This is a genomic window from Neisseria flavescens, assembly GCF_005221285.1.
GTDB classification, from domain to species: domain Bacteria; phylum Pseudomonadota; class Gammaproteobacteria; order Burkholderiales; family Neisseriaceae; genus Neisseria; species Neisseria flavescens.
The window spans coordinates 2,197,295-2,216,793 of record NZ_CP039886.1; the positions used below are offsets into that span (position 1 = coordinate 2,197,295).

Annotated in this window: 18 protein-coding genes and 1 pseudogene; 10 read left to right on the plus strand and 9 right to left on the minus strand. The window is 50.9% G+C overall.

All coding sequences use genetic code 11. The features are described from left to right. Positions 1 to 34: 34 nt before the first annotated feature. From ribD to FAH67_RS11240, 3 genes are all read right to left on the minus strand, one after another. A complete protein-coding gene (ribD, locus tag FAH67_RS11230; RefSeq protein ID WP_003682243.1) occupies positions 35 to 1,147 on the minus strand; it encodes a bifunctional diaminohydroxyphosphoribosylaminopyrimidine deaminase/5-amino-6-(5-phosphoribosylamino)uracil reductase RibD in 1,113 nt (370 codons plus the stop codon). 14 nt (positions 1,148 to 1,161) lie between these two features. After that, entirely contained in the window at positions 1,162 to 1,614 is a 453-nt protein-coding gene (gene nrdR / locus FAH67_RS11235) for a transcriptional regulator NrdR (protein ID WP_003682241.1), read from the minus strand. A gap of 199 nt (positions 1,615 to 1,813) precedes the next feature. Then, the gene (locus FAH67_RS11240) at positions 1,814 to 2,656 is read right to left on the minus strand and encodes a class II glutamine amidotransferase (protein ID WP_115287671.1); all 843 of its coding nucleotides are present in this window, start codon (positions 2,654 to 2,656) and stop codon (positions 1,814 to 1,816) included. Between the two features lie 395 nt (positions 2,657 to 3,051). Here FAH67_RS11240 and FAH67_RS12295 point away from each other — a divergent pair, with 395 nt between their 5' ends. Together FAH67_RS12295 and FAH67_RS12300 are read left to right on the plus strand one after the other, a co-directional pair. Further along, the gene (locus tag FAH67_RS12295; protein WP_256593526.1) at positions 3,052 to 4,149 is read left to right on the plus strand and encodes a porin family protein; all 1,098 of its coding nucleotides are present in this window, start codon (positions 3,052 to 3,054) and stop codon (positions 4,147 to 4,149) included. Beyond that, positions 4,065 to 4,499: a surface lipoprotein assembly modifier gene (locus tag FAH67_RS12300; protein ID WP_256593527.1), complete on the plus strand. Its 435-nt coding sequence runs from the start codon at positions 4,065 to 4,067 to the stop codon at positions 4,497 to 4,499. Before FAH67_RS12295 ends, FAH67_RS12300 begins: the two co-directional genes overlap by 85 nt. Positions 4,500 to 4,565: 66 nt before the next feature. Here the strand turns inward: FAH67_RS12300 and FAH67_RS11250 are convergent. Further along, positions 4,566 to 4,759, minus strand: a pseudogene (locus FAH67_RS11250) (class I SAM-dependent methyltransferase); the annotation flags it as partial. Between the two features lie 207 nt (positions 4,760 to 4,966). On the opposite strand from FAH67_RS11250, the gene FAH67_RS11260 reads away from it, so the two are divergent. Then, entirely contained in the window at positions 4,967 to 6,181 is a 1,215-nt protein-coding gene (locus FAH67_RS11260) for an MFS transporter (RefSeq protein ID WP_003682232.1), read from the plus strand. 144 nt (positions 6,182 to 6,325) lie between these two features. On the opposite strand, the gene FAH67_RS11265 is transcribed toward FAH67_RS11260, so the two are convergent. Continuing rightward, positions 6,326 to 7,162: a PHP domain-containing protein gene (locus FAH67_RS11265; protein WP_003682230.1), complete on the minus strand. Its 837-nt coding sequence runs from the start codon at positions 7,160 to 7,162 to the stop codon at positions 6,326 to 6,328. A 65-nt stretch (positions 7,163 to 7,227) separates the two neighbouring features. Then, positions 7,228 to 9,624, minus strand: coding sequence for a penicillin-binding protein 1A (locus tag FAH67_RS11270; RefSeq protein ID WP_039864356.1), 2,397 nt, complete (start codon positions 9,622 to 9,624; stop codon positions 7,228 to 7,230). Positions 9,625 to 9,776: 152 nt separating this feature from the next. Here FAH67_RS11270 and pilM point away from each other — a divergent pair, with 152 nt between their 5' ends. From pilM to aroB, 7 genes are all read left to right on the plus strand, one after another. Further along, complete coding sequence (gene pilM / locus FAH67_RS11275; RefSeq protein ID WP_039864346.1) at positions 9,777 to 10,868, plus strand: type IV pilus assembly protein PilM; 1,092 nt, start codon at positions 9,777 to 9,779, stop codon at positions 10,866 to 10,868. Between the two features lie 4 nt (positions 10,869 to 10,872). After that, positions 10,873 to 11,496 (plus strand): PilN domain-containing protein, encoded by a 624-nt coding sequence (locus tag FAH67_RS11280; protein WP_003682224.1) that lies wholly within the window; start codon positions 10,873 to 10,875, stop codon positions 11,494 to 11,496. Then, complete coding sequence (locus tag FAH67_RS11285) at positions 11,496 to 12,167, plus strand: type IV pilus inner membrane component PilO (protein WP_003682219.1); 672 nt, start codon at positions 11,496 to 11,498, stop codon at positions 12,165 to 12,167. The genes FAH67_RS11280 and FAH67_RS11285 overlap by 1 nt, the downstream gene beginning before the upstream one ends. A 15-nt stretch (positions 12,168 to 12,182) precedes the next feature. Continuing rightward, entirely contained in the window at positions 12,183 to 12,725 is a 543-nt protein-coding gene (locus tag FAH67_RS11290) for a pilus assembly protein PilP (protein WP_003682218.1), read from the plus strand. Between the two features lie 20 nt (positions 12,726 to 12,745). Next, positions 12,746 to 14,878, plus strand: coding sequence for a type IV pilus secretin PilQ (locus tag FAH67_RS11295; RefSeq protein WP_003682217.1), 2,133 nt, complete (start codon positions 12,746 to 12,748; stop codon positions 14,876 to 14,878). Positions 14,879 to 15,001: 123 nt separating this feature from the next. Next, a complete protein-coding gene (locus FAH67_RS11300) occupies positions 15,002 to 15,523 on the plus strand; it encodes a shikimate kinase (protein WP_003682215.1) in 522 nt (173 codons plus the stop codon). A 22-nt stretch (positions 15,524 to 15,545) separates the two neighbouring features. Next, entirely contained in the window at positions 15,546 to 16,625 is a 1,080-nt protein-coding gene (gene aroB / locus FAH67_RS11305) for a 3-dehydroquinate synthase (RefSeq protein WP_003682211.1), read from the plus strand. Between the two features lie 130 nt (positions 16,626 to 16,755). Here aroB and FAH67_RS11310 read toward each other — a convergent pair whose 3' ends face one another. The 3 genes from FAH67_RS11310 to FAH67_RS11320 all read right to left on the minus strand — a co-directional run bounded on the left by FAH67_RS11310 (position 16,756) and on the right by FAH67_RS11320 (position 19,486). Next, positions 16,756 to 18,066: an ATP-binding protein gene (locus tag FAH67_RS11310; protein WP_003682210.1), complete on the minus strand. Its 1,311-nt coding sequence runs from the start codon at positions 18,064 to 18,066 to the stop codon at positions 16,756 to 16,758. A gap of 29 nt (positions 18,067 to 18,095) precedes the next feature. Then, complete coding sequence (locus tag FAH67_RS11315; protein ID WP_003682209.1) at positions 18,096 to 18,773, minus strand: response regulator; 678 nt, start codon at positions 18,771 to 18,773, stop codon at positions 18,096 to 18,098. Between the two features lie 146 nt (positions 18,774 to 18,919). Next, positions 18,920 to 19,486, minus strand: coding sequence for an NADPH-dependent FMN reductase (locus FAH67_RS11320; RefSeq protein WP_039864340.1), 567 nt, complete (start codon positions 19,484 to 19,486; stop codon positions 18,920 to 18,922). Positions 19,487 to 19,499 lie beyond the last annotated feature (13 nt).

Here is a 19,499-nt window from a genome sequence, read left to right on the forward strand (position 1 = left end):
GATATATTCTATCGAAAGTGATTTAATTATTAAGTTAAGGCAATTGGGCGGATTTTTTCCGGAGAACCCATTTAATGTCCTGTACGATGATTTCTACCGATTGACTTTGCCAAGGGCCGCCTGAAAGTAGGGCGGCCGGGTTTTCAGAAAGGGAGAAAAGAGGTTTGCCTGCGCCTAACAGTTTCGGCGCTTGGTAGAGGACGATTTCATCCACCAAGTCATCCTTCAGGAAGGCTGAAGCAAGTGTGGAGCCGGCTTCTACCAGAACTTCGCCAAAGCCAAGTTCTGCCAGTTGTGGCATGAGGGAAAGAAGATTGATGCGGCCGTTGATGTGTTCAGACGGCCTGATGATGCGGATATGTTCAAATGCGCTTAGAGCCTGCAAACGTTGTTCGTCTGAGGAAAGGGTAACGATAACGGTCGGGCTTTCAGTATCGGTAACGAGGTGGCAGTCCAAAGGAATTTGCAGTCGGCTGTCCAAGACGATACGCGCAGGTTGGCGCAGGGTGGGGAAGCTGCGGACGTTGAGTTTCGGGTTGTCGGCAAGTACGGTACCGATACCGGTCAAAACGGCGCAACTTTCGGCACGGAGAATTTGTACGTCTTTGCGCGCCGCTTCGCCGGTAATCCAAAAGCTGCGGCCGTCTGAAAGGGCGGTTTTGCCGTCTAAACTGGCTGCGCACTTGAGACGGACAAACGGTCTGCCACGTTCGATACGTGACAGGAAACCGCGGTTGAGTTCGCGCGCCTGCGCTTCCAACAAACCGCTTTCGGTACGGATTCCGGCGGCTTCCAACATAGACAAGCCTTTGCCTGCGACCAACGGGTTAGGGTCGGTCATGGCGGCGACTACGCGCGTTACGCCGGAATGAACCAGTGCTTCGGCACATGGCGGCGTGCGGCCGTAATGGCTGCAAGGTTCCAGCGTGACATAGGCTGTCGCGCCTTTTGCCGCCGCTCCGGCCTGCCTCAATGCATGAACTTCAGCGTGCGGTTCGCCTGCTTTGACGTGGAAACCTTGTCCGACGATTTGGGCGCCGTGTGCAATTACGCAACCGACGCGGGGATTGGGGGAAGTAGAAAACCGCCCAAGCTTGGCCAGCTCGAGGGCGGTTTGCATCATTTGGGTATCAAGTGCGGAAAACATGGTTTCAGACGGCCTTATTTGGCTTTACATTCGGCAATGACTTGGGTGAATTCGGAAACGTCTTTAAAGCTTTTATAGACAGACGCGAAGCGGACATAAGCGACTTGGTCGATTTTTGCCAGCTCTTCCATCGCCATTTCGCCGACGATGCGCGAAGCGACTTCTTTTTTGCCCAAACGGTAGAGGCGCTGCTCGATAAGGGCAACGGTTTCATCGATTTGTTCTTGTGTGACAGGGCGTTTGTGCAGTGCGCGCTCAAGGCTGGTCTGCAGTTTATGCGGATTGAAGGAAACCCGTGTACCGTCGGATTTGATGACTTGCGGCATCCGCATTTCAACGGTTTCAAAAGTGCTGAAGCGTTGTCCGCATTCCAAGCATTTGCGACGGCGACGGATGCTGTTGGTGTCTTCCAGCCATCGCGAGTCGGTTACTTGTGTGTTGGGGTGTTGGCAAAATGGGCACTTCATCGGGTTTCCTTGTCATACGCTCGGCAAGGTCGCTAAGCAATTGAATTTATTGTTTGTGATCTATTATTGTAGCGGATTGCGCTATTTTCGTATAGTAAATGCTTTGGCTATGGATTAAGTATAAAAAGGCCGTCTGAAAGGGTAACTTGAGTGAAGTTGAGCCTTTCAGACGGCCTTGAGTTTTTCAGTCAATCAACCGTTAAACCGATACGCCGACGGCGCGGGCGATTTCCAAACCTTCTTCCGCACTCATATAAACCGGATTCTCGGGGCGGTCGCTGCGGACGATATCGCCGTCTTGAAACATCACCAATTCATTGACTGCCAACTGCGACCAAGTTTCATCGCGGGTCAGGGGCAGGGTGGCGATGACGGAGACCTTATCGTTTGGCGTGGTCACTTTGGAAAAATCGACCATCATATCATCGTCCAGCAGGCGTGCATTGCCAAACGGGGCTTTGCGCACGATGTAGTGAAGTAAGGTACTGGCATGGGCAAACAGGCAGTCGCCGTTGGACATCACAAAGTTGAACAAACCGTGGTGGCGGATTTCATGAGTCAGGCCGGCAATGGCGTCAAACAAAACTTCAGGTTCGGGTTTGGTGGCAAAGCGGCTGCGCAGGCGGTTGAGAATAAAGCAGAATGCGCGTTCGGAATCGGTCGTGCCGACCGCGTGGTAAAACTCGCCCTGCTCGGGGAAAAAATCAATCAAATGGCCGTTGTGTGCAAACAGCCAATATTCGCCCCATATTTCGCGCATAAAAGGGTGGGTGTTAACCAATGAAGTCTGGCCTTGCGAGGCTTTGCGGATATGGGCGATAACGTTTTCAGACTTGATCTGATAGGTGCGCACCAAGTCGGCAACGGGCGAGTTGGCGCTGGGTTTGTCATCGTGAAACAAGCGCACGCCTTTGCCTTCAAAAAAGCCGATACCGAAGCCGTCGGCATGGTGATCAGTAATGCCGCCACGGCGGCGGAAGCCTTCGAAAGAAAACATGATGTCTGTGGGAGTGTTGCAATTCATGCCGAGCAGTTGGCACATGGCGTTAACCTTTTTTCCGAGTATTTATAGGGTCATTATGGTGTATTGGGCAGGCAGTTTCAATATATTCTTTGCCGTTTTGGGGCAGGTGATACAGGTCGTATCAAATTAAAAATAAATATTTTCGCCTTGTTGGAGATTTTTAGGACATTTACTAATTCTGTGCTAACACTTCCCCTATTGAAGGCTATGCCCGCGCCAACGGTCATGAAGGCCACTTCTTCGGCAACGGTGCAAGCGCGCTGGCCGGTGTTGCCAAATTTAAGACTGACCGCAACTTGGATACGGCATACGGCGGTGTAAAACGCTAAAATCCGTCTTTAAGTAAAATAAAGCCTGCCATCCGCAGGCTTTTTTAAACACTTGCCTCCAAATTTCTCAAGGTTGTCTGAAACTTGCGACCGGAAAGCCAATTCTATGTACAAACCGTCTGCCTGCCTGATTCTGCTTCTCTCCGCCCCATCCTTGCCGCGCCGCGTTCTGATTTTTCAGACGACCGCACTGCACAACGCCTGTGGCAGGATACCCGCCAAACCATGCAGGAGCAGGAACAAAAAGTGCGCGAATATCATCTTGATATTTCTGCTCCATATACCGGGCAGACAGCCGAGAACGATTCCGAAACCGACCAAGGCGAGGCACTGTTTAATGCCGTCAACCGCAGCGATTGGCAAACCGTTCGACCGCTACTGGATCGTTATACCCGGCAAAGCGAATACAATCCCGATATCGCTTCGTTTGCCCGCACCTCGTTGGCTCGAGGCGAAGGCAGGTGGAAAGCCGCCAAACAAGAATACGAAACCCTGCTGCAACGCCATCCCGACTTCACACGCGGACGGCTTGATTACGCACGCCTGCTTTTTGAAGGCCGTCTGAACCGCGAAGCCTCTTCTGAATTTGCACGCTTTCAAAATGAAGACTTGCCTGAAGCTGTCAAAGAAAACATCGCCCATTTCCAAGATGCTTTAAACCAGCGTCAAAGCTGGAAGGGCAGCCTTTCCGTCGGTGCCGTTCACAACAGCAACATCAACGAAGGCAGCGGCAAAGTGTGGTGTAAAACCGAAATCGACGGCGAATGCTGGGAAGAATTTTCAGGCGATAAACCCATTTCCGCCAACGGCATCAAATACGAAGCCGCCGCCGTCCGCCGCTGGCAGGTTAAAGGACACCACGGCATCGCCGCCCGCGCGCTAGGCTACGGCCGCTTCTACCGCGATCATAAAGACTTCAACGAACACACGCTCAACCTCAGCGCAGGCTACCAGTTTGAAAACCAGCGCCACACTTTCGCCCTTGCCCCACTCGTCGAATGGAACGGCAGCGGCGGCAAAACCCTCAACCGTGCCTATGGTGTGCGCAGCAAATGGAATCTCGACAAGGGCGGTTGGACGTGGAACACGGAAGCCGAGTGGAAACGCCTTTCTTATGCAGACAAAACCCGTTTGCTCGATGGCAGCCTAACACCCTGTCTTACTTTCCGCGCAACGACCTGATGCTCTACGGCGGTATAGACTGGCAACAGCGCAAAACGAAAGACCCTGTGGACAGCTATCGCCAAATTTCCGCATGGTTGGGTGCGGCAAAAATATTTGAAGCCGGTTTCGACGCTTCAATTTCTGCGACTTTCGGTATCCGCAGCCATAGGGAAGAGAATGCTGTCCTCGAACAACGCCGCCGCGATAAAGAACAAACCTACCGCCTCAGCATAGGCGCTGACCGTTGGAAATTCGCCGGCCTCAAGCCCGTCCTCAGCTACAAACACCGCCGCGTCCACGGCAACACCGACTGGCTGTACAGCTACAAACAAAACGAAGTCGGTCTGTCGCTGGTCAAATCGTTCTAACGCAGGACGCAGAAACACAAAGGTCGTCTGAAATTCAGTTTTCAGACGACCTTTTCGCGTTTTGAATTATTCTCCATCTTTCACAGGATGGTCGGGCAAGTACACATCGAAGCGGGTGCTTTTGCCCGTGTATTGGTAGGCGGGTTTTCGCCGTTGAGAAACTCGCCGAGGCGCGGGCGTTTGACGACGACGCGTTTTTTAGCGACGGCGCGAGCGGCGGCAACTTGGATGGCACCGACAACGCTGTGGAAATACGACCTTTGCTGTTTTTTATGCGCCGTATTTTCTGCCCATATCCCATGCCCTGCCTTTTAGATAGAAAGAACTTGAAAAACGGTGCGGATAGAAGTTTTGGCTATAATCAAAGCATTAGGATTTATTTAGCCCGCATCAGTCCGTTTGCTAAAATCCTTTTATCCTGCCGCTTGATTTGGCAGCTTTTTTTCTAATAGGAACAAATCATAACCATGACACACACACAGCAAAAATCCCCCAACCTTTGGCTGGTTATCGCCGCTGCCGCCTCCATCCTGCTGATTACCATCGGTATGCGCATGACTATAGGGCTGTTTGTCCGTCCGGTCGTCGACTCTACCGAGCTGAGCATCCAAGAGTTCAGCCTGATTATTGCCGTTTTCCAGTTGATGTGGGGCGTATCCCAGCCGCTTTCCGGCGCACTTGCCGACCGCTTCGGCGCGTTTAAGGTGTTGGGTGGCGGCGCACTGTTGCTGGTATCTGCCTGTCTGATGGTGCCGCAGATGCCGACTTATTGGGGGCTGATGCTGGCAATCGGGCTGCTTTTTGCATTCGGCACTGGCTCGGGCGGTTTCTCCATCATCATGGGGCAGGTTGCGGCGAAAGTATCGCCGCACAAACGCGGTTTGGCTTCGGGGTTGGTCAACGCGGGCGGTTCGGCGGGGCAGTTTCTGTTTGCGCCGCTGTTGCAGGGTTTGTTGATATTGCCCGCCGTCGGCTGGACGGGGGCGTTTTACGTTTGGGGCGGCATCGCACTTTTAATCCTGCCGATTTCGTGGTGGCTGGCGGGCGGCAAAAACGCTGTCGCCACGCACCACACGTCGTCTGAAAACGGGCAAACGCTGGGACAGGCGATCAAAGCGGCGTTTAAAGACCGAAGCTACATCCTGCTGCACTTGGGCTTTTTTACCTGCGGTTTCCACATCGCGTTTTTGGTAACCCACCTGCCCAACGAAATCGCACTCTGCGGTCTGCCCGCTTCGGTCGCTTCGACTTCGATTGCGATTATCGGCTTGGCGAACATTGCGGGCTGCATTTTTTCGGGCTGGTGTACGGGGCGGTTTTTGGGCAAATATGTTTTGTTCGGACTCTACGCCTCACGCGTGGCGATGGTGCTGATCTACCTTGCCGCCCCGAAAACCGACGTTAATTTCTACATTTTCGCCGCCGCGCTCGGCTTCACTTGGCTCGCCACCGTCGCTCCGACCGCTGCAATTACGGGCAAACTGTTCGGCACGCGCTATCTGGCGACGCTGTTCGGACTGACCATGTTGAGCCACCAAATCGGCGGCTTTTTAGGCTCGTATATCGGCGGCATCGTGATTTATCAATTCAACGATTACAGCTGGATGTGGTATGCCGATGCGGTGTTGGCGGGAACGGCGGCTTTGCTGAACCTGCCAATACGCGAAAAGAAAACGGCGTAACCCACTTAAACCAAGCAAAGAACAAAGGTCTCGGCCTGATTTATGATGGAAACGCTGATTTTAAGAATATTGAACTTTAGCTGAATGGAAACAGGTTGCTTAAAAACTAGGGGCTGTATTTTCGTTTTGAAAATTTAGAAAAATTCAGACGGCCTTAAAGTGTTTCCAGACAGGACGGCATTGTTCGGGTAAGTCGGGACAGGCGCCGAGTATGCCGCCGCTGAAGTCGTTGGGGCGGTGGAAGTCGCTGCCTGTGCTGGCGAGAAAGTTGAAACGGTCGGCAAGCAGGGCATAGTTGAGGCGGTCGTTTTTACAGCAGTTGCCGCTGTGCACTTCAATCCCTGCGCCGCCGAGATTTTTAAATTCTTGAAACAGGTTTCGTTTGGCGGTGGCGGACAATTCATAGCGCATCGGGTGGGCGATAATGGCCATGCCGCCCGCGCCTGTAATCGCGGCTACACAGTCTTCCAGTGAGGCCCATTCATGTCTGACGGAACAGGATTTGCCGTCTCCCAGATATTTGGTAAATGCCTGCTGTTTGTTTTTGACATGGCCTTCGCGGATGAGGAATTCGGCAATGTGGGTGCGGCTGGCCATTTCTTTGTTGGCGGCCAATGCCAGCGCGCCTTCATACGCGCCTGTTATGCCTTTTTTCTCCAGTTTGGCCGCAATAGCTTCCAATCGTTTCAGACGGCCTTTGCGGACTTCGGCAAGCAGGTTTTGCAGGGTTTTGTTGTGTTCGTCAAAGTCCAAACCGACAACGTGGATGGTGCGGTCGCGCCAAGTGACGGATATTTCCACGCCGTTGACGAAGGGGAGGCCGAGGGTATCGGCTTCGGCGCGTGCTTCGGCAAGTCCGCCGGTATGGTCGTGGTCGGTCAGGGCGAGCAGGGTGCAACCGTTTTGACGGGCGAGTCGGACAACTTCGGTTGGGGACAACATGCCGTCTGAAACGGTCGAATGGCAGTGTAAATCAATCATGGTTTTGCTTTGAATTTTCTCAAAAAAGGCCGTCTGAACGTTTCAGACGGCCTTGCTTTAGAACATTAGAACAGAGAGTCCAGTTGTTGTCTGTTATTGTTGCCGGTATTGCTTGGCAGAACTGGGGTTTCGTCTGATTCTTCACGGGCTGGCGCAGTGTTGCTCTCGGCACGGCGGCGGTTTTCATTCGGAACGGCACGACGGGCAGGTTGGGCAGGACGCGGAGCAATGCCGCTGTTGTCCAAGGCCAGGTCGGAGCTGGTGGTCATGCGTTCGCGCATATACACTTCGCCGCCGTTTGTAACCACGCCTTCAGGGGCTTTCATCGGTTTGACGCTGGTGCCTTTCAGGGCGAAGCGCATGTATTCTACCCAAACCGGTACGGCGATTGTACCACCGTAGCCTGCACGGCCCATGCTGCGCGGTTTGTCGAAACCGATATAGACGGCAGTCACAACGTTAGGGTTGAAGCCGACAAACCATGCGTCTTTGTTGTCGTTGGTGGTACCGGTTTTACCGGCGATGTCGGAGCGGCCCAGGGTGGCTGCACCGCGTGCGGTACCGACACGGACAACGTCCTGCATGATTTTGTACATGATGTAGGCGTTGCGCGGGTCAATGGCTTGGGGTGCATTTTCACCGGCTACCAAAGGTTGCATTTGCGCTCTCAGACGGCCTTGGCTGTCGTAGATTTTGTCGATGACGTGGGCAGATACTTTGTAACCGCCGTTGGCAAAGACGCTGTAACCTTCTGCAATACGCAACGGAGTGGTTTCGCCTGCACCCAAAGCCATAGACAGGCTGGCAGGGATTTCAGACGGCTTGAAGCCGAAGCGTTGGATGTATTGTTGCGCGTAGCCGATGCCGATAGACATCAGGATGCGGATGGACACCATGTTTTTCGACGCGGTCAAAGCCTGACGCAGCGTGATGTAACCGGCATAGCGGCCGTCAGAGTTTTTCGGGTTCCACGCTTTACCGTTTGCACCTTTGCCCGGCAGGGAGATCGGCGCATCGTTAATCATGGTGGAGGCAGTCATGCCTTTTGCCAAAGCGGCGGAATAAATGAACGGTTTGAACGTCGAGCCGGGTTGGCGCATGGCTTGAGTTGCGCGGTTGAAGGTTTTGCTGTGGTAGTCGTAGCCGCCGACCAATGCACGGACTGCACCGGTTTTCGCATCTAAAGACACCAATGCACCTTGCAACAAAGGCTCTTGAACGACGGTAAAGGTATCGCCGCTGCCTTTAACGCGAATGACGGAGCCGCGACGGATACGGTCATCCCCCATTTTTTCGTTGTTGACGGCACGGGCGGCAAAGCCTAAAGCGTGGTTGTTCAGCGTGACTTTACGGCCACTTGGCAACTGAATCTGTACACCTTTGCGTGAGGCTTCCAAGACAACCGCCGGAATCATTTTATCGACGGTGTAAAGTGTAGAAAGATATTGGCTGACAGTTTCTTCTACGTTATCGCTTTTGCTCAGGTCGATGTAGTTTTCTGCACCGCGGTAGCTGCTGCCGCGGTCGAAATTGCGCAAAACTTTACGCAGGGCTTCGGTGGCGACGCGCTGGTGTGCGGTATCGACGGTGGTATATACCTTGAAGCCTTGTGTGTAGGCATCTTCGCCGTATTTTTCAAACAGCTCCTGACGCGCCATCTCGGCAACATACAGGGCGCTTTGATCAATGTTTTGTACAAAACGCTCGTAATGCAACTCTTCTTTCAAAGCCTGATCGCGTTGCTGCAGGGTGATCATGCCTTCTTCCAGCATATTGTTCAGAATATAAGCTTGGCGCAGTTTGGCACGCTCAGGGTTTACAATCGGATTGTAGGCGGAAGGTGCTTTAGGCAAGCCGGCCAACATGGCGGCTTCGGCTAATGTTAAATCATTAACATTTTTATTGAAATAAGTTTGGGCGGCGGAGGCAAAACCATAAGCGCGTTGACCCAAATAGATTTGGTTGAAGTACAGCTCCAAAATCTTGTCTTTGCTCAAAGACTGCTCGATTTTGTAGGCCAGCAGGGCTTCGTTGAATTTACGGGTGAATGAACGCTCGCTGCTCAGGTAGAAGTTTTTGGCAACCTGTTGCGTAATCGTACTGGCACCGGATTGAACACCGCCGGCCATGACGTTGCCGATTACGGCGCGAGCCACGCCCCAAACGTCCACACCCCAGTGGTCGTAGAAGCGTTTGTCTTCGGCGGCAATCACTGCGTCTTTCAAAATTTTGGGGAAGTCGTCGATTTTGGTAAATTCACGCCGTTGTTCGCCGTAAACGCCAATGACTTGGCCGTCTGAAGAATAAATCGTCAGCGGCAATTTTGGTTTGTAGTGTTGTAAAGAGTCCAAAGACGGCAGTTTTGGATAGGTTACCAGAATTGCAATTGCAATCAGACCTACACCGAAAAGAGCCAGTCCTAATAAGAGACCCATGCAGGTCGTTATAATCTTTTTAATCATGACAAGTAATAATTTTGCCATTAATGGCAATAAATAAAGTAAAATGGGAAACGATTTCTATCAGCCACAGTCAATACTGTGTAAAAAATAAGAAGTCCTTTACGGATAACGAAACAGTTACTCACTCCTAAATGATACAGGGAAGTCAAATCATGCGCTTATTTAAAAGTACGAAAGATACCAAAACAGGCAAGGTTTCTAGCGGATTGAACAATCGCTCTGCCATCGGCGTCGATATCAGCCAACATGCCATTAAGATGGTACAACTGACAGGCCGTAGTTTAAACCAAATTCAGCTGGAAAAATACGTTATTACCAAATTGCCTAAAAATATTGTCAAAGGCGACAAAATTCAAGACTACGATCAGCTTGCCACTTACATCCAACATACTTACACACAATTACGCAGTTCTTGCAAAAATATTGTTGCGGCTGTGCCACAAAATTTGGCAACAGTCGAGCAAATTATTTACAATCCGCGTGATACCGATTTGGACTTGGAAGAGTTTGTCGAGGCGGAAGTCGGCCAATTTGCGCCTATTGAAGAAATGAACTACGACTTTCAAGCCGAAGAAGTCGGTTCGGGCCAGCATGTTTTAGCTGTTGCCGCCAAAAAAGACGATGTCGAGCCGCGCATTGAAATGTTTGAAAATGCGGGCTTGCCTTTGTCTGCTTTGGACTTGGACTTGCTGGCGCAACGCAATGCCTTTGTCTATTGGATGAATACGCATGCTCCCGAAATGGCAGAGGAAAAAGTTGCCGTGTTCGGCATTCATGCGACGCAAATGTATGCCCTGATTCTGCAAAACGGCCGTATCCTCTACACACAAGAAACACCGGTCAGCACTGAGCAGCTCAATCAGCTGATTCAGCTTACTTATCAGGTAACGGAAGAAAAAGCCGCTCAAATGATGGCTTCCCAAAACAAGCCTTCCGACTACCAGTCTCAGATTGTCGACCGTTTTAATGTGCAGGTTGCGCAGGAAGTTCAGCGTGTTTTGCAATTTTACGATACCACGCAGGACATTGATTCTTTCACCAATATCAAACACATCCTGCTGACCGGCTTTACCGCTCAGCAGGCAGGTTTGGCGGAAAGCATTTTCTCGCAAACCAATACGGCAACAGAATATCTGCATCCGATTTCATATGTGGAACGCAGTGCAAAAGTAGAATTGCCGCAGTTTCAAATTGATGCGCCGTCACTGACTTTGGCGTTTGGATTGGCATTAAGGGGACTTTGAGAACATGATCGAATTAACCAGAATCAACCTTCTTCCGTATCGTGAAGAGATTAAACAGCGCAAGCAGCAGCAATTCAAAGTATTGATGCTTGGTGCTTTTGCAGTGGGTTTGGGCTTGGCGGCCGCTACCTATCTCGGTATTGACAGCGTCATCAGCAATCAAGAAGGCCGCAACAACTTCCTGCAAACCGAAATCGACAGACTTGATAGAGAATTGGGCGAAATCGATAAACTTCGGCAAGAAAAAGAAGCCCTCTTGGCCAAGAAGCTGAAAGTGGAAGAGTTGCAGGAAAAACGCTATCAAGCGGCCTATATCCTTGATTCTTTGAATGCGCTTACGCCCGATAATACTTATTTGACTGCGTTGGAAGCAGAAAGCCCGATCAGCTATAAAATCAGCGGCCATGCCGTCAGCGACAATAAAATCGCCGTTATGATGCGCTCCCTGCCAAGTACAGGTATTTTCTTGCAGCCTGAATTGTTGAGCATTAAAAAAGTAGATAACTACCAAGAATTTACTTTGAAATCTTCAATCAACCAAGTGAATACGCCGGCTCCCGCACCGACAGCCCAAAGCAGCGGTGAAATGGCCGAACCTGTGGCAGAACCTGCTCCGGAGGCTCAATAATGGCATCTAAAAACCTGAAACAATTGGACGTACAAAACCTGTACCTGCTCAATATGCCTTTAAAACTTTTGCTGGGAGGTTTGTTGATTGTCGGTATGTTGGCTTTGGGCTATGTCGGCGTATTTAAAGATCAGATTGAAACCTTAAATACGCAGGAAGCCAAAGAAGCAGAGCTGAAGGAAACCTTTAAGCGTAAAAGCATTCAGGCGGCAAGCTTGAACAATCTAAAGGCTGAATTGGCTTCGATTCGTTCTGCATTTGACGTTTTGTTGAAACAACTGCCGACCGATGCGGAAATTCCGAACCTGATTCAAGAGCTGCATCAGGCAGGTTCAACCAACGGACTGCGTTTGGACAGCGTTGCACCGCTCCAACCCGAAAACGATGGTCCGATTCAAAAACTGCCGTATCAGATTTCCATCACAGGCAAATACTCACAGATCAGCCAATTTACCCGTGATGTAGGCGATTTGTCGCGCATTATTACGTTAGATTCTTTGAAACTCGTGAAGGCAGGCGAGGACAAAGAAGGCAAAGGCAATAAAGGCGGGTTGACACTGAGCGCGATTGCGACGACTTACAAAGCCCGTCCTGCCGAAGAGATTGCTGCCGAATTGGCTGCGCAACAGGCACAAGAAGAAGGCAAACCTGCCGAGAATGAGCAAAAATAAAAGAATAGGGAAATTATGAAAAAAATCATCTTACTTTTAAGTCTTCTTCCCTTGGCAGCCTGTACGCAAAGCTATGAAGATTTGATTCAATGGATGACGCAAACCCGTCAGGAAGCAAAATCCAAGATTATTCCGTTTGAAGAGCCGACGGTTACATTACCTAAGCCGTATAGCCCGCCGAATTTTAAAGGCTTAAATGCGTTTGATTCACGTCGTTTGGATACTGCCCCTAAAGGCGGCAATGCGCCGGATGTGAATCGTCCGAAAGAAACATTGGAAGCCTTCAGTTTGGAAAACATGGCCTTTGTCGGAACGCTTCAAAGCGGCGGCAAAGTTTCAGGATTTATCAAGGTCAACGACCATGTTTATACCGTTTATCCCGGAAACTACATCGGTCAGAATTATGGCATAATCCAAAGTATTACCGAAGATAAAATTATCTTGACCGAGCAAGTTGAAGACAGCTACGGCAACTGGGTGTACCGGAAGGCCGAATTGCCATTGAGCAGTAAAGAGGCGGACTCTTCCAATAGCTCAGATAGTTCGAATTCAAATTAATTTAGGGGTCTCACTCGATTATGAAAACCAAGCACATGACAAAATTATTTGCCGGCTTCAGCGTTGCCCTCGCTGTTCAGACGGCCTTTGCAGGCAATATTACCGATATCAACGTTTCCACTTTGCCTGACAACCAAAAAATCATCAAAATCCGTTTCGACAAAGACGTCACCACACCTCATGGTTTTGTAACATCTACTCCGGCGCGTATTGCATTGGATTTTGCCAACACCAATATCCGTTTGCCTCAGCCTGTTTTGGAATATGCCGACCCATTGCTGAATCAAATTACTGCGGCGCAAAACAATGACCGCGCACGCGTGGTTTTGGGTTTGAATAAAATCAGCCAATACAATACTGAGATTCGCGGCAACGAAGTTTGGGTATTTGTAAACGAATCTACTGATCAAACCAGTGCGGCTGTTGCAAATGAACGTGCGGCTACGCCGTCTACCGCGCGTGCTGCTCAGACTTATCAAGCCGTTTCAGCAGCCAATATCGATTTCCGTAAAGGCGTACGCAATTCCGGCATTATTGAATTGTCCGCCCCTGGTTTCAGCGGACAGCCGGATATTAAACAGCAGCGCGACCGCGTGGTTGTGACATTGAAAAACCATACTTTGCCGACACAAGCGCAACGCAGTTTGGATGTGGCTGACTTTAATACACCTGTACAAAACGTTACGCTCAAACGTATCGGCAATTCTACCCAGCTTATTATCCGCAACAATAATGCGAATTGGGACATCAATACCAAGGCTTCTTCCGGACGTTTTGTATTTGAAGTATCGCCTAAAGCCGCCAATACCGAATCCGGCGGCTTGAACTACAATGCGAACAAATCGTTCAAAGGCCGTAAAATTTCTTTGGATTTCCAAGATATAGAAGTTCGTACCATCTTGCAGATTTTGGCAAAAGAATCCGGTGTGAATATTGTTGCCAGCGATACCGTCAAAGGCACCATGACCCTGTCCCTGAAAGATGTACCTTGGGATCAGGCTTTAGACTTGGTTATGCAGGCGCGTAATTTGGATATGCGCCGTCAAGGCAACATCATTAATATTGCGCCTCGCGATGAATTATTGGCAAAAGACAAAGCCTTCTTGCAGGCTGAAAAAGAGATTGCCGAATTGGGTTCGCTGTATTCTCAAACCTTCCAGTTGAAATACAAAAACGTGGAAGAATTCCGCAAAATTCTGCGGTTGGACGAATACGACAGCAATAATTCCAATACCCGCAACACTCTGTTGAGCAACCGAGGCAGCGCCTTAATCGATCCGGGCACCAATACATTGATTGTGACCGACAACCGCGGCGTGATTGAGAAATTCCGCAAACTGATTGATGAATTGGACGTTCCAACCCGTCAAGTGATGGTGGAAGCGCGTATTGTCGAAGCAGAAGATACCTTCTTCCGTAATTTGGGCGTTAAATTCGGTTTCGTTGGTGCGAAAGGCTCTAGGGCATGGGGCAGCAACTGGAGCAATGCGCAAACCAACTACAGTACCAAGTTCTCATCTGACCGTGGCGACGTAGACTACCCCACATGGAGTTTGGAACCGAATGTCAGTCTGCCGACTGCAGCCGCAGTCAACAGCATTGCGCTGGTGCGTGCGTTCTCGTCCGGCGCATTGGGCTTGGAAATCAGCGCGTCTGAAGAACAGGGTAAGAGCAAAACCATTTCCAATCCGCGCGTGCTGACACAAGACCGCAAAGAAGCCAAAATTGAATCCGGTACGGAAATTCCTTACCAAGAGGCTGCTTCCAGCGGTGCGACTTCGATTACCTTTAAGAAAGCCGTTTTGGGCTTGACCGTAACGCCGAACATTACGCCTGACGGTCAAATCATCATGACTGTGAAGATTAATCGCGATACTCCGATCGACTGTACCGTGGATTCTCTGACAACCAAGTGTATCAACACCAAACACTTGAATACCCAAGCCATGGTTGAAGATGGCGGCACGCTGATTGTCGGCGGTATTTACGAAGAAGAAAGCACCAATGCAGTGAACAAAGTACCTGTTTTGGGCGATATTCCTGTTGTCGGCAATCTGTTCAAATCACGCGGCAAACGTGAAAACCGCCGTGAGCTGTTGATCTTCATCACGCCGCACATCATGGATAATGTGGGTAACAATCTGCGTTACTGATTTTTAAAATGACAAACAGGCATATCTGCAAAGGTATGCCTGTTTTGGTTTTCAGACGGCCTGAGATGAAAAGGCTGTCTGAAAAACGACGAACTTTTCCACGAAACCACCATATCGTATAAAATGACCCACATGGAAAAAATCAACGGCAATTTAATCTTAATCGGGCTGATGGGCGCGGGCAAAACCACTTTGGGCAAGCAGCTTGCCCAAATGTTTGAATGCCCGTTTTACGACAGCGACTACGAAATCTGCACTTCTTCGGGCGTATCCATTCCGACCATTTTTGAGATGGAAGGGGAGGAAGGCTTCCGCAACCGCGAAACCAATATGCTGAAGAAGCTTGCTTCCCGGCGCAACATCGTTTTATCGACCGGTGGCGGCTCCGTATTACGCAGTGAAAACAGACAGATTTTGCGCCAAAACGGCACGGTTGTTTATCTGCATGCCAGCCCCGAAACCTTGCTGGAGCGTACCCGTTACGACAGCAACCGGCCGCTGTTGCAAGTTGCCAATCCTTTGGCCAAACTGCAAGAGCTGTATGACCAACGCGATACGCTGTACCGTCAAACCGCCCATCTCGTCATTGAATCTGACAGCTGTCACAAAACGCTCAAACGTCTGATACAGGCTTTAGGCGAATAAACACGCTTTGCAAAGGAACACCATGCGCACACTGACTGTCCAAACCCCGTCCCATCAATACCCCATCTTTATCGGGCATAAACTGATTGAGCAGGCAGATACGCTGCTTCAGCCCTATTTAGGCAAAAAAGCAGCCATCATTACCAACGAAACCGTTGCGCCGCTTTATCTCAAACAGCTTCAGACGGCCTTAGACAGACTGGGCGTGCCGCATTTCAGCATCATCCTTCCCGACGGCGAAGAGTATAAAAACTGGCAGACGCTTAATCTGATTTACGATGGCTTGATGCAAAACCGTGCCGAACGCAAAACCACTTTAATCGCTTTGGGCGGCGGCGTGATAGGCGATATGGTCGGCTTTGCCGCGGCGACTTATCAGCGTGGCGCACCTTTTATCCAAGTACCGACCACATTGCTCAGCCAGGTCGATTCCTCGGTCGGCGGTAAAACTGCCATCAACCATCCGCTCGGTAAAAACATGATTGGCGCGTTCTACCAGCCGCAAGCCGTGCTGGCCGATTTGACCGCCCTGCAAACGCTGCCGCAACGCGAACTTTCCGCAGGCATGGCCGAAGTCATCAAATACGGCGCATTGGGCGATGCCGAATTTTTTGCTTGGTTGGAAGAAAATATGGCCGACCTGATGGTGCAACACCAAGAAAAAATGGCAGAAGCCGTTTATCATTGTTGCAAAATGAAGGCCGATATTGTTGCCCAAGACGAAACCGAGCAGGGCATCCGCGCATGGCTTAATCTCGGCCACACTTTCGGTCATGCCATTGAAGCGGAAATGGGCTACGGCGTATGGTTGCACGGCGAAGCCGTTGCCGCCGGTTGCGTCCTCGCTTCCCGTTTGTCGCAAATTTTGGGCAAAACCCAACAAGCCGATACCGATCGTATTGCTACTTTAATGGAAGCCGCTTCCCTCCCGTCTGCGCCGCCTGTTTTCTCCTTTGAAAAATGGATTGAACACATGAGCCACGACAAAAAAGTCAGCAGCGGTATCATGCGTTTTGTCGGTTTGGAATACTTGGGCAAAGCCAATATCACTGAAATTACCGATATGGAAATCCTCCGCCAAACCTTGCAGCCGTATTTGTAAGGAATGAATGAGGTTTGCTTTAAAATATAAAAAGGCCGTCTGAAAGGTATTTTCAGACGGCCTTCGGTTTTAAAACGTTTTCATTTCTCGGCTTAAAGCTAGATAAAACCAATTTGAGCGGGTCAATTATTTAAAGCGTCTTTTTATCCAACTCGGCAATAATCAACAAGCCGCTGTCAAAGCGTCGGCTGTCGGCCAGTTTCAGACGGCCTTGATGGCGTTTGACAATGGTGTTTGCAATGGACAGACCAAGTCCGGTGCCTTGTTGTTCGGTGCCGAGAATGCGGTAGAAGGGGTCGATAACGCGTTGGCGCTCGCTTGGGGGAATGCCGGGGCCGTCGTCTTCCACCCAGATGTTGAGGTATTCGGCGGTTTCGTCAAAGCCCAAATCGATGCGGCCGCCTTTGGGGGTGTAGCGGATGGCGTTATCGGTAAAGGTTTTAATGAGGGTGTAGATTTCGGTGTCGTCGGCGTGGATTTGGCAGTCGTTTTCAACAGCGACGCCGATGTCTTGACCTTTGGCCAGCGCCAGCGGCATGAGTTCCTGCAAGACGCGGCGGAACTGGTTTTGCAGGCTGATCAGGGTTTTGGGGCGTTGGGTTTCGGGTGCTTGGGCGCGTGCGAGGGAAAGGAGTTGCTCGAGCAGGTGGCGGTTGCGCAGTATGCTTTGTTGCAACAGGGCGGACTGCTCGCGCGCTTCGGCAGACAGCTGCATATTGTTGAGCCGCTCTGCCTGAAGGGAGAGGGCGGTCATGGGGCTGCGCAATTCGTGTGCGGCATCGGCGATAAAGCGTTGCTGTTGGCGGACGTTTTCATCGGTACGTTGCAACAGGTTGTTGATGGCGACGACAAAGCCTTGGATTTCGCTGGGAATGTCTTGTGTGTCCATCGGCGAGAGGTCGTTGATTTGGCGCTGTTCCAAATCGTTGGACAGGGTTTTGACGGAACGCATGGCGCGGTGGGTAATCCAGACGGTGAGCAAGATAATCAGGGGCAGGGCGAGGAGCATGGGGAGGATGCTCTGCACGGCAGCCATTTCGGCCAGCTCTTCGCGGTAGTCGCTTTCCTGCATGACGGCGATGCGGCCTTGCTTGGTGTTGCGGGTATAAACGCGGTAGTAATCGTCGTCATCGGCCTGAATGGTGTGCAGGCCGTCTGAAATCTGCTCAGGCAGGCTGACAATGGGGTTGGGCGTATTGGGAAATTGAACGGAAATCTTGTTGTCGTTGTCGAGCGAGTGATTTTCGTCATCGGCATCGCTCGGGTCGAGATAGTTCGCGACTTGGCGCAACAGGTCGTCTTGAACCTCTTGGGTCTCGTGATAAGTATCGTAATATGAAAATATGCCTGCAAAAATGGAGAGGGGCAGGAGCATACAGATCAGGGCGAGGCTGATCTTAACTTGCAGGGATTGTTTGATGGTGTGGATAAGGCGTTGCATGGTTTGTGTGTTGGTGTTGTTGTGGTTTTTCAGACGGCCTGGTTGTTTTGTGCAACCAGCCAGCCGACCCCGCGAACGTTTTGAATCGCCTCTTTGCCGAGTTTTTTGCGTAAGGCGTGAATCAGGAAGTCAACGGCGTTGCTTTCGACTTCTTCGCCCCAGCCGTAGATTTTGTCTTCTAAATCGCTGCGCGACAGAATCATGCCCGGACGCAGCAGCAGGGCTTGGAGGACGGCAAATTCTTTGTTGCTGAGCATGATGGCCTGTTCTTGCCCGACCACTTCTGCCTGATGGGTGGAAGGGTTGAGCGTGATGATGCCGTTGCTCAGCAGCGTTTGCGCCTGTCCGCCGTGTCGGCGCAATACGGCGCGCATACGGGCTTGCAGTTCCGCCATGTCGAAGGGTTTGACGATGTAGTCGTCTGCGCCGCCGTCTAGGCCGTTGAGGCGGCTGTGCAAATCGTCGCGCGCGGTCACGATTAAGACGGGAATGGTACAGCCGCCGCTGCGGATTTGCGCCAATACGTCCAAACCGTCTTTGCCGGGCAAACCCAAATCCAAGAGCAGCAAATCGTATGCTTGCGCCGCCACTGCTGCGGCAACTTCCGAACCGCGACTGACCCAATCGACAGCGTAGCCGGTGTCTTTCAGGTTGGCACTGACGGCTTGGGCAATCATGGCATCGTCTTCAACCAATAATACGCGCATGGAAGTTCTCCGGAGGATGGGTGGACAGTGATTATAGCCGCACTCAATTAGTAAAAATTTAGGAACTGTCGAAAAACTGATTTTTTGCAAAAGATGAGGCCGTCTGAAATTTCGTTTTTCAGACGGCCGGTATGCTTCAATCCCGATTATTTAGGGTTTTTCTCTATCAAGGCAACCAATTGGTCGATATAGCCTTGAACAAAGCCGCGCGCGGATTCGATGAGCTGGCCGTTGTCGTCAAACAGGGTAGGCGAGTTGCCGAGGAACACTTCCGGCTGGCCGGTCAGCGGCATATCGAAATACGAAAGGGCAAGGCGCAGATTTTTTTGCGCGCTATAACCACCCATTTTGCCGACGGAATGGCTGATGATGCCGGCAGGTGTTTTTTTCCAGGCAACATCGGCATTGGGTTTGGAACCGATGTCGATGGCGTTTTTCAGGCAGGCCGGGACGGTACGGTTGTTTTCGGAAGTCACGAACAATACGCCGGCAGAGGCTTTGATGGTTTCACGGAACTCGGTATAGCTGGATGGAGTGGGGAAGTCGGTAACGGCAGGATCGTCGTAGTCGAAGTTGTATAAAGGCAAATGGCCGATTTCGACAATTTGCGCTTCGTAGCCTTCAGGGAACATGGAAACGACGTTTTGTGCGACTTTTCGTGCGAACGAGCCTTTACGCAGGCTGCCGACCAAGATGCTGACTTTCTTTGACATGTTTTTCTCCTGT

Coding starts and splice junctions, on each gene's coding strand:
- ribD (WP_003682243.1), bottom strand. CDS start 1,147: ATGTTTTCCGCACTTGATACCCAAATGATGCAAACCGCCCTCGAGCTG.
- nrdR (WP_003682241.1), bottom strand. CDS start 1,614: ATGAAGTGCCCATTTTGCCAACACCCCAACACACAAGTAACCGACTCG.
- FAH67_RS11240 (WP_115287671.1), bottom strand. CDS start 2,656: ATGTGCCAACTGCTCGGCATGAATTGCAACACTCCCACAGACATCATG.
- FAH67_RS11260 (WP_003682232.1), top strand. CDS start 4,967: ATGACACACACACAGCAAAAATCCCCCAACCTTTGGCTGGTTATCGCC.
- FAH67_RS11265 (WP_003682230.1), bottom strand. CDS start 7,162: ATGATTGATTTACACTGCCATTCGACCGTTTCAGACGGCATGTTGTCC.
- FAH67_RS11270 (WP_039864356.1), bottom strand. CDS start 9,624: ATGATTAAAAAGATTATAACGACCTGCATGGGTCTCTTATTAGGACTG.
- pilM (WP_039864346.1), top strand. CDS start 9,777: ATGCGCTTATTTAAAAGTACGAAAGATACCAAAACAGGCAAGGTTTCT.
- FAH67_RS11280 (WP_003682224.1), top strand. CDS start 10,873: ATGATCGAATTAACCAGAATCAACCTTCTTCCGTATCGTGAAGAGATT.
- FAH67_RS11285 (WP_003682219.1), top strand. CDS start 11,496: ATGGCATCTAAAAACCTGAAACAATTGGACGTACAAAACCTGTACCTG.
- FAH67_RS11290 (WP_003682218.1), top strand. CDS start 12,183: ATGAAAAAAATCATCTTACTTTTAAGTCTTCTTCCCTTGGCAGCCTGT.
- FAH67_RS11295 (WP_003682217.1), top strand. CDS start 12,746: ATGAAAACCAAGCACATGACAAAATTATTTGCCGGCTTCAGCGTTGCC.
- FAH67_RS11300 (WP_003682215.1), top strand. CDS start 15,002: ATGACCCACATGGAAAAAATCAACGGCAATTTAATCTTAATCGGGCTG.
- aroB (WP_003682211.1), top strand. CDS start 15,546: ATGCGCACACTGACTGTCCAAACCCCGTCCCATCAATACCCCATCTTT.
- FAH67_RS11310 (WP_003682210.1), bottom strand. CDS start 18,066: ATGCAACGCCTTATCCACACCATCAAACAATCCCTGCAAGTTAAGATC.
- FAH67_RS11315 (WP_003682209.1), bottom strand. CDS start 18,773: ATGCGCGTATTATTGGTTGAAGACGATGCCATGATTGCCCAAGCCGTC.
- FAH67_RS11320 (WP_039864340.1), bottom strand. CDS start 19,486: ATGTCAAAGAAAGTCAGCATCTTGGTCGGCAGCCTGCGTAAAGGCTCG.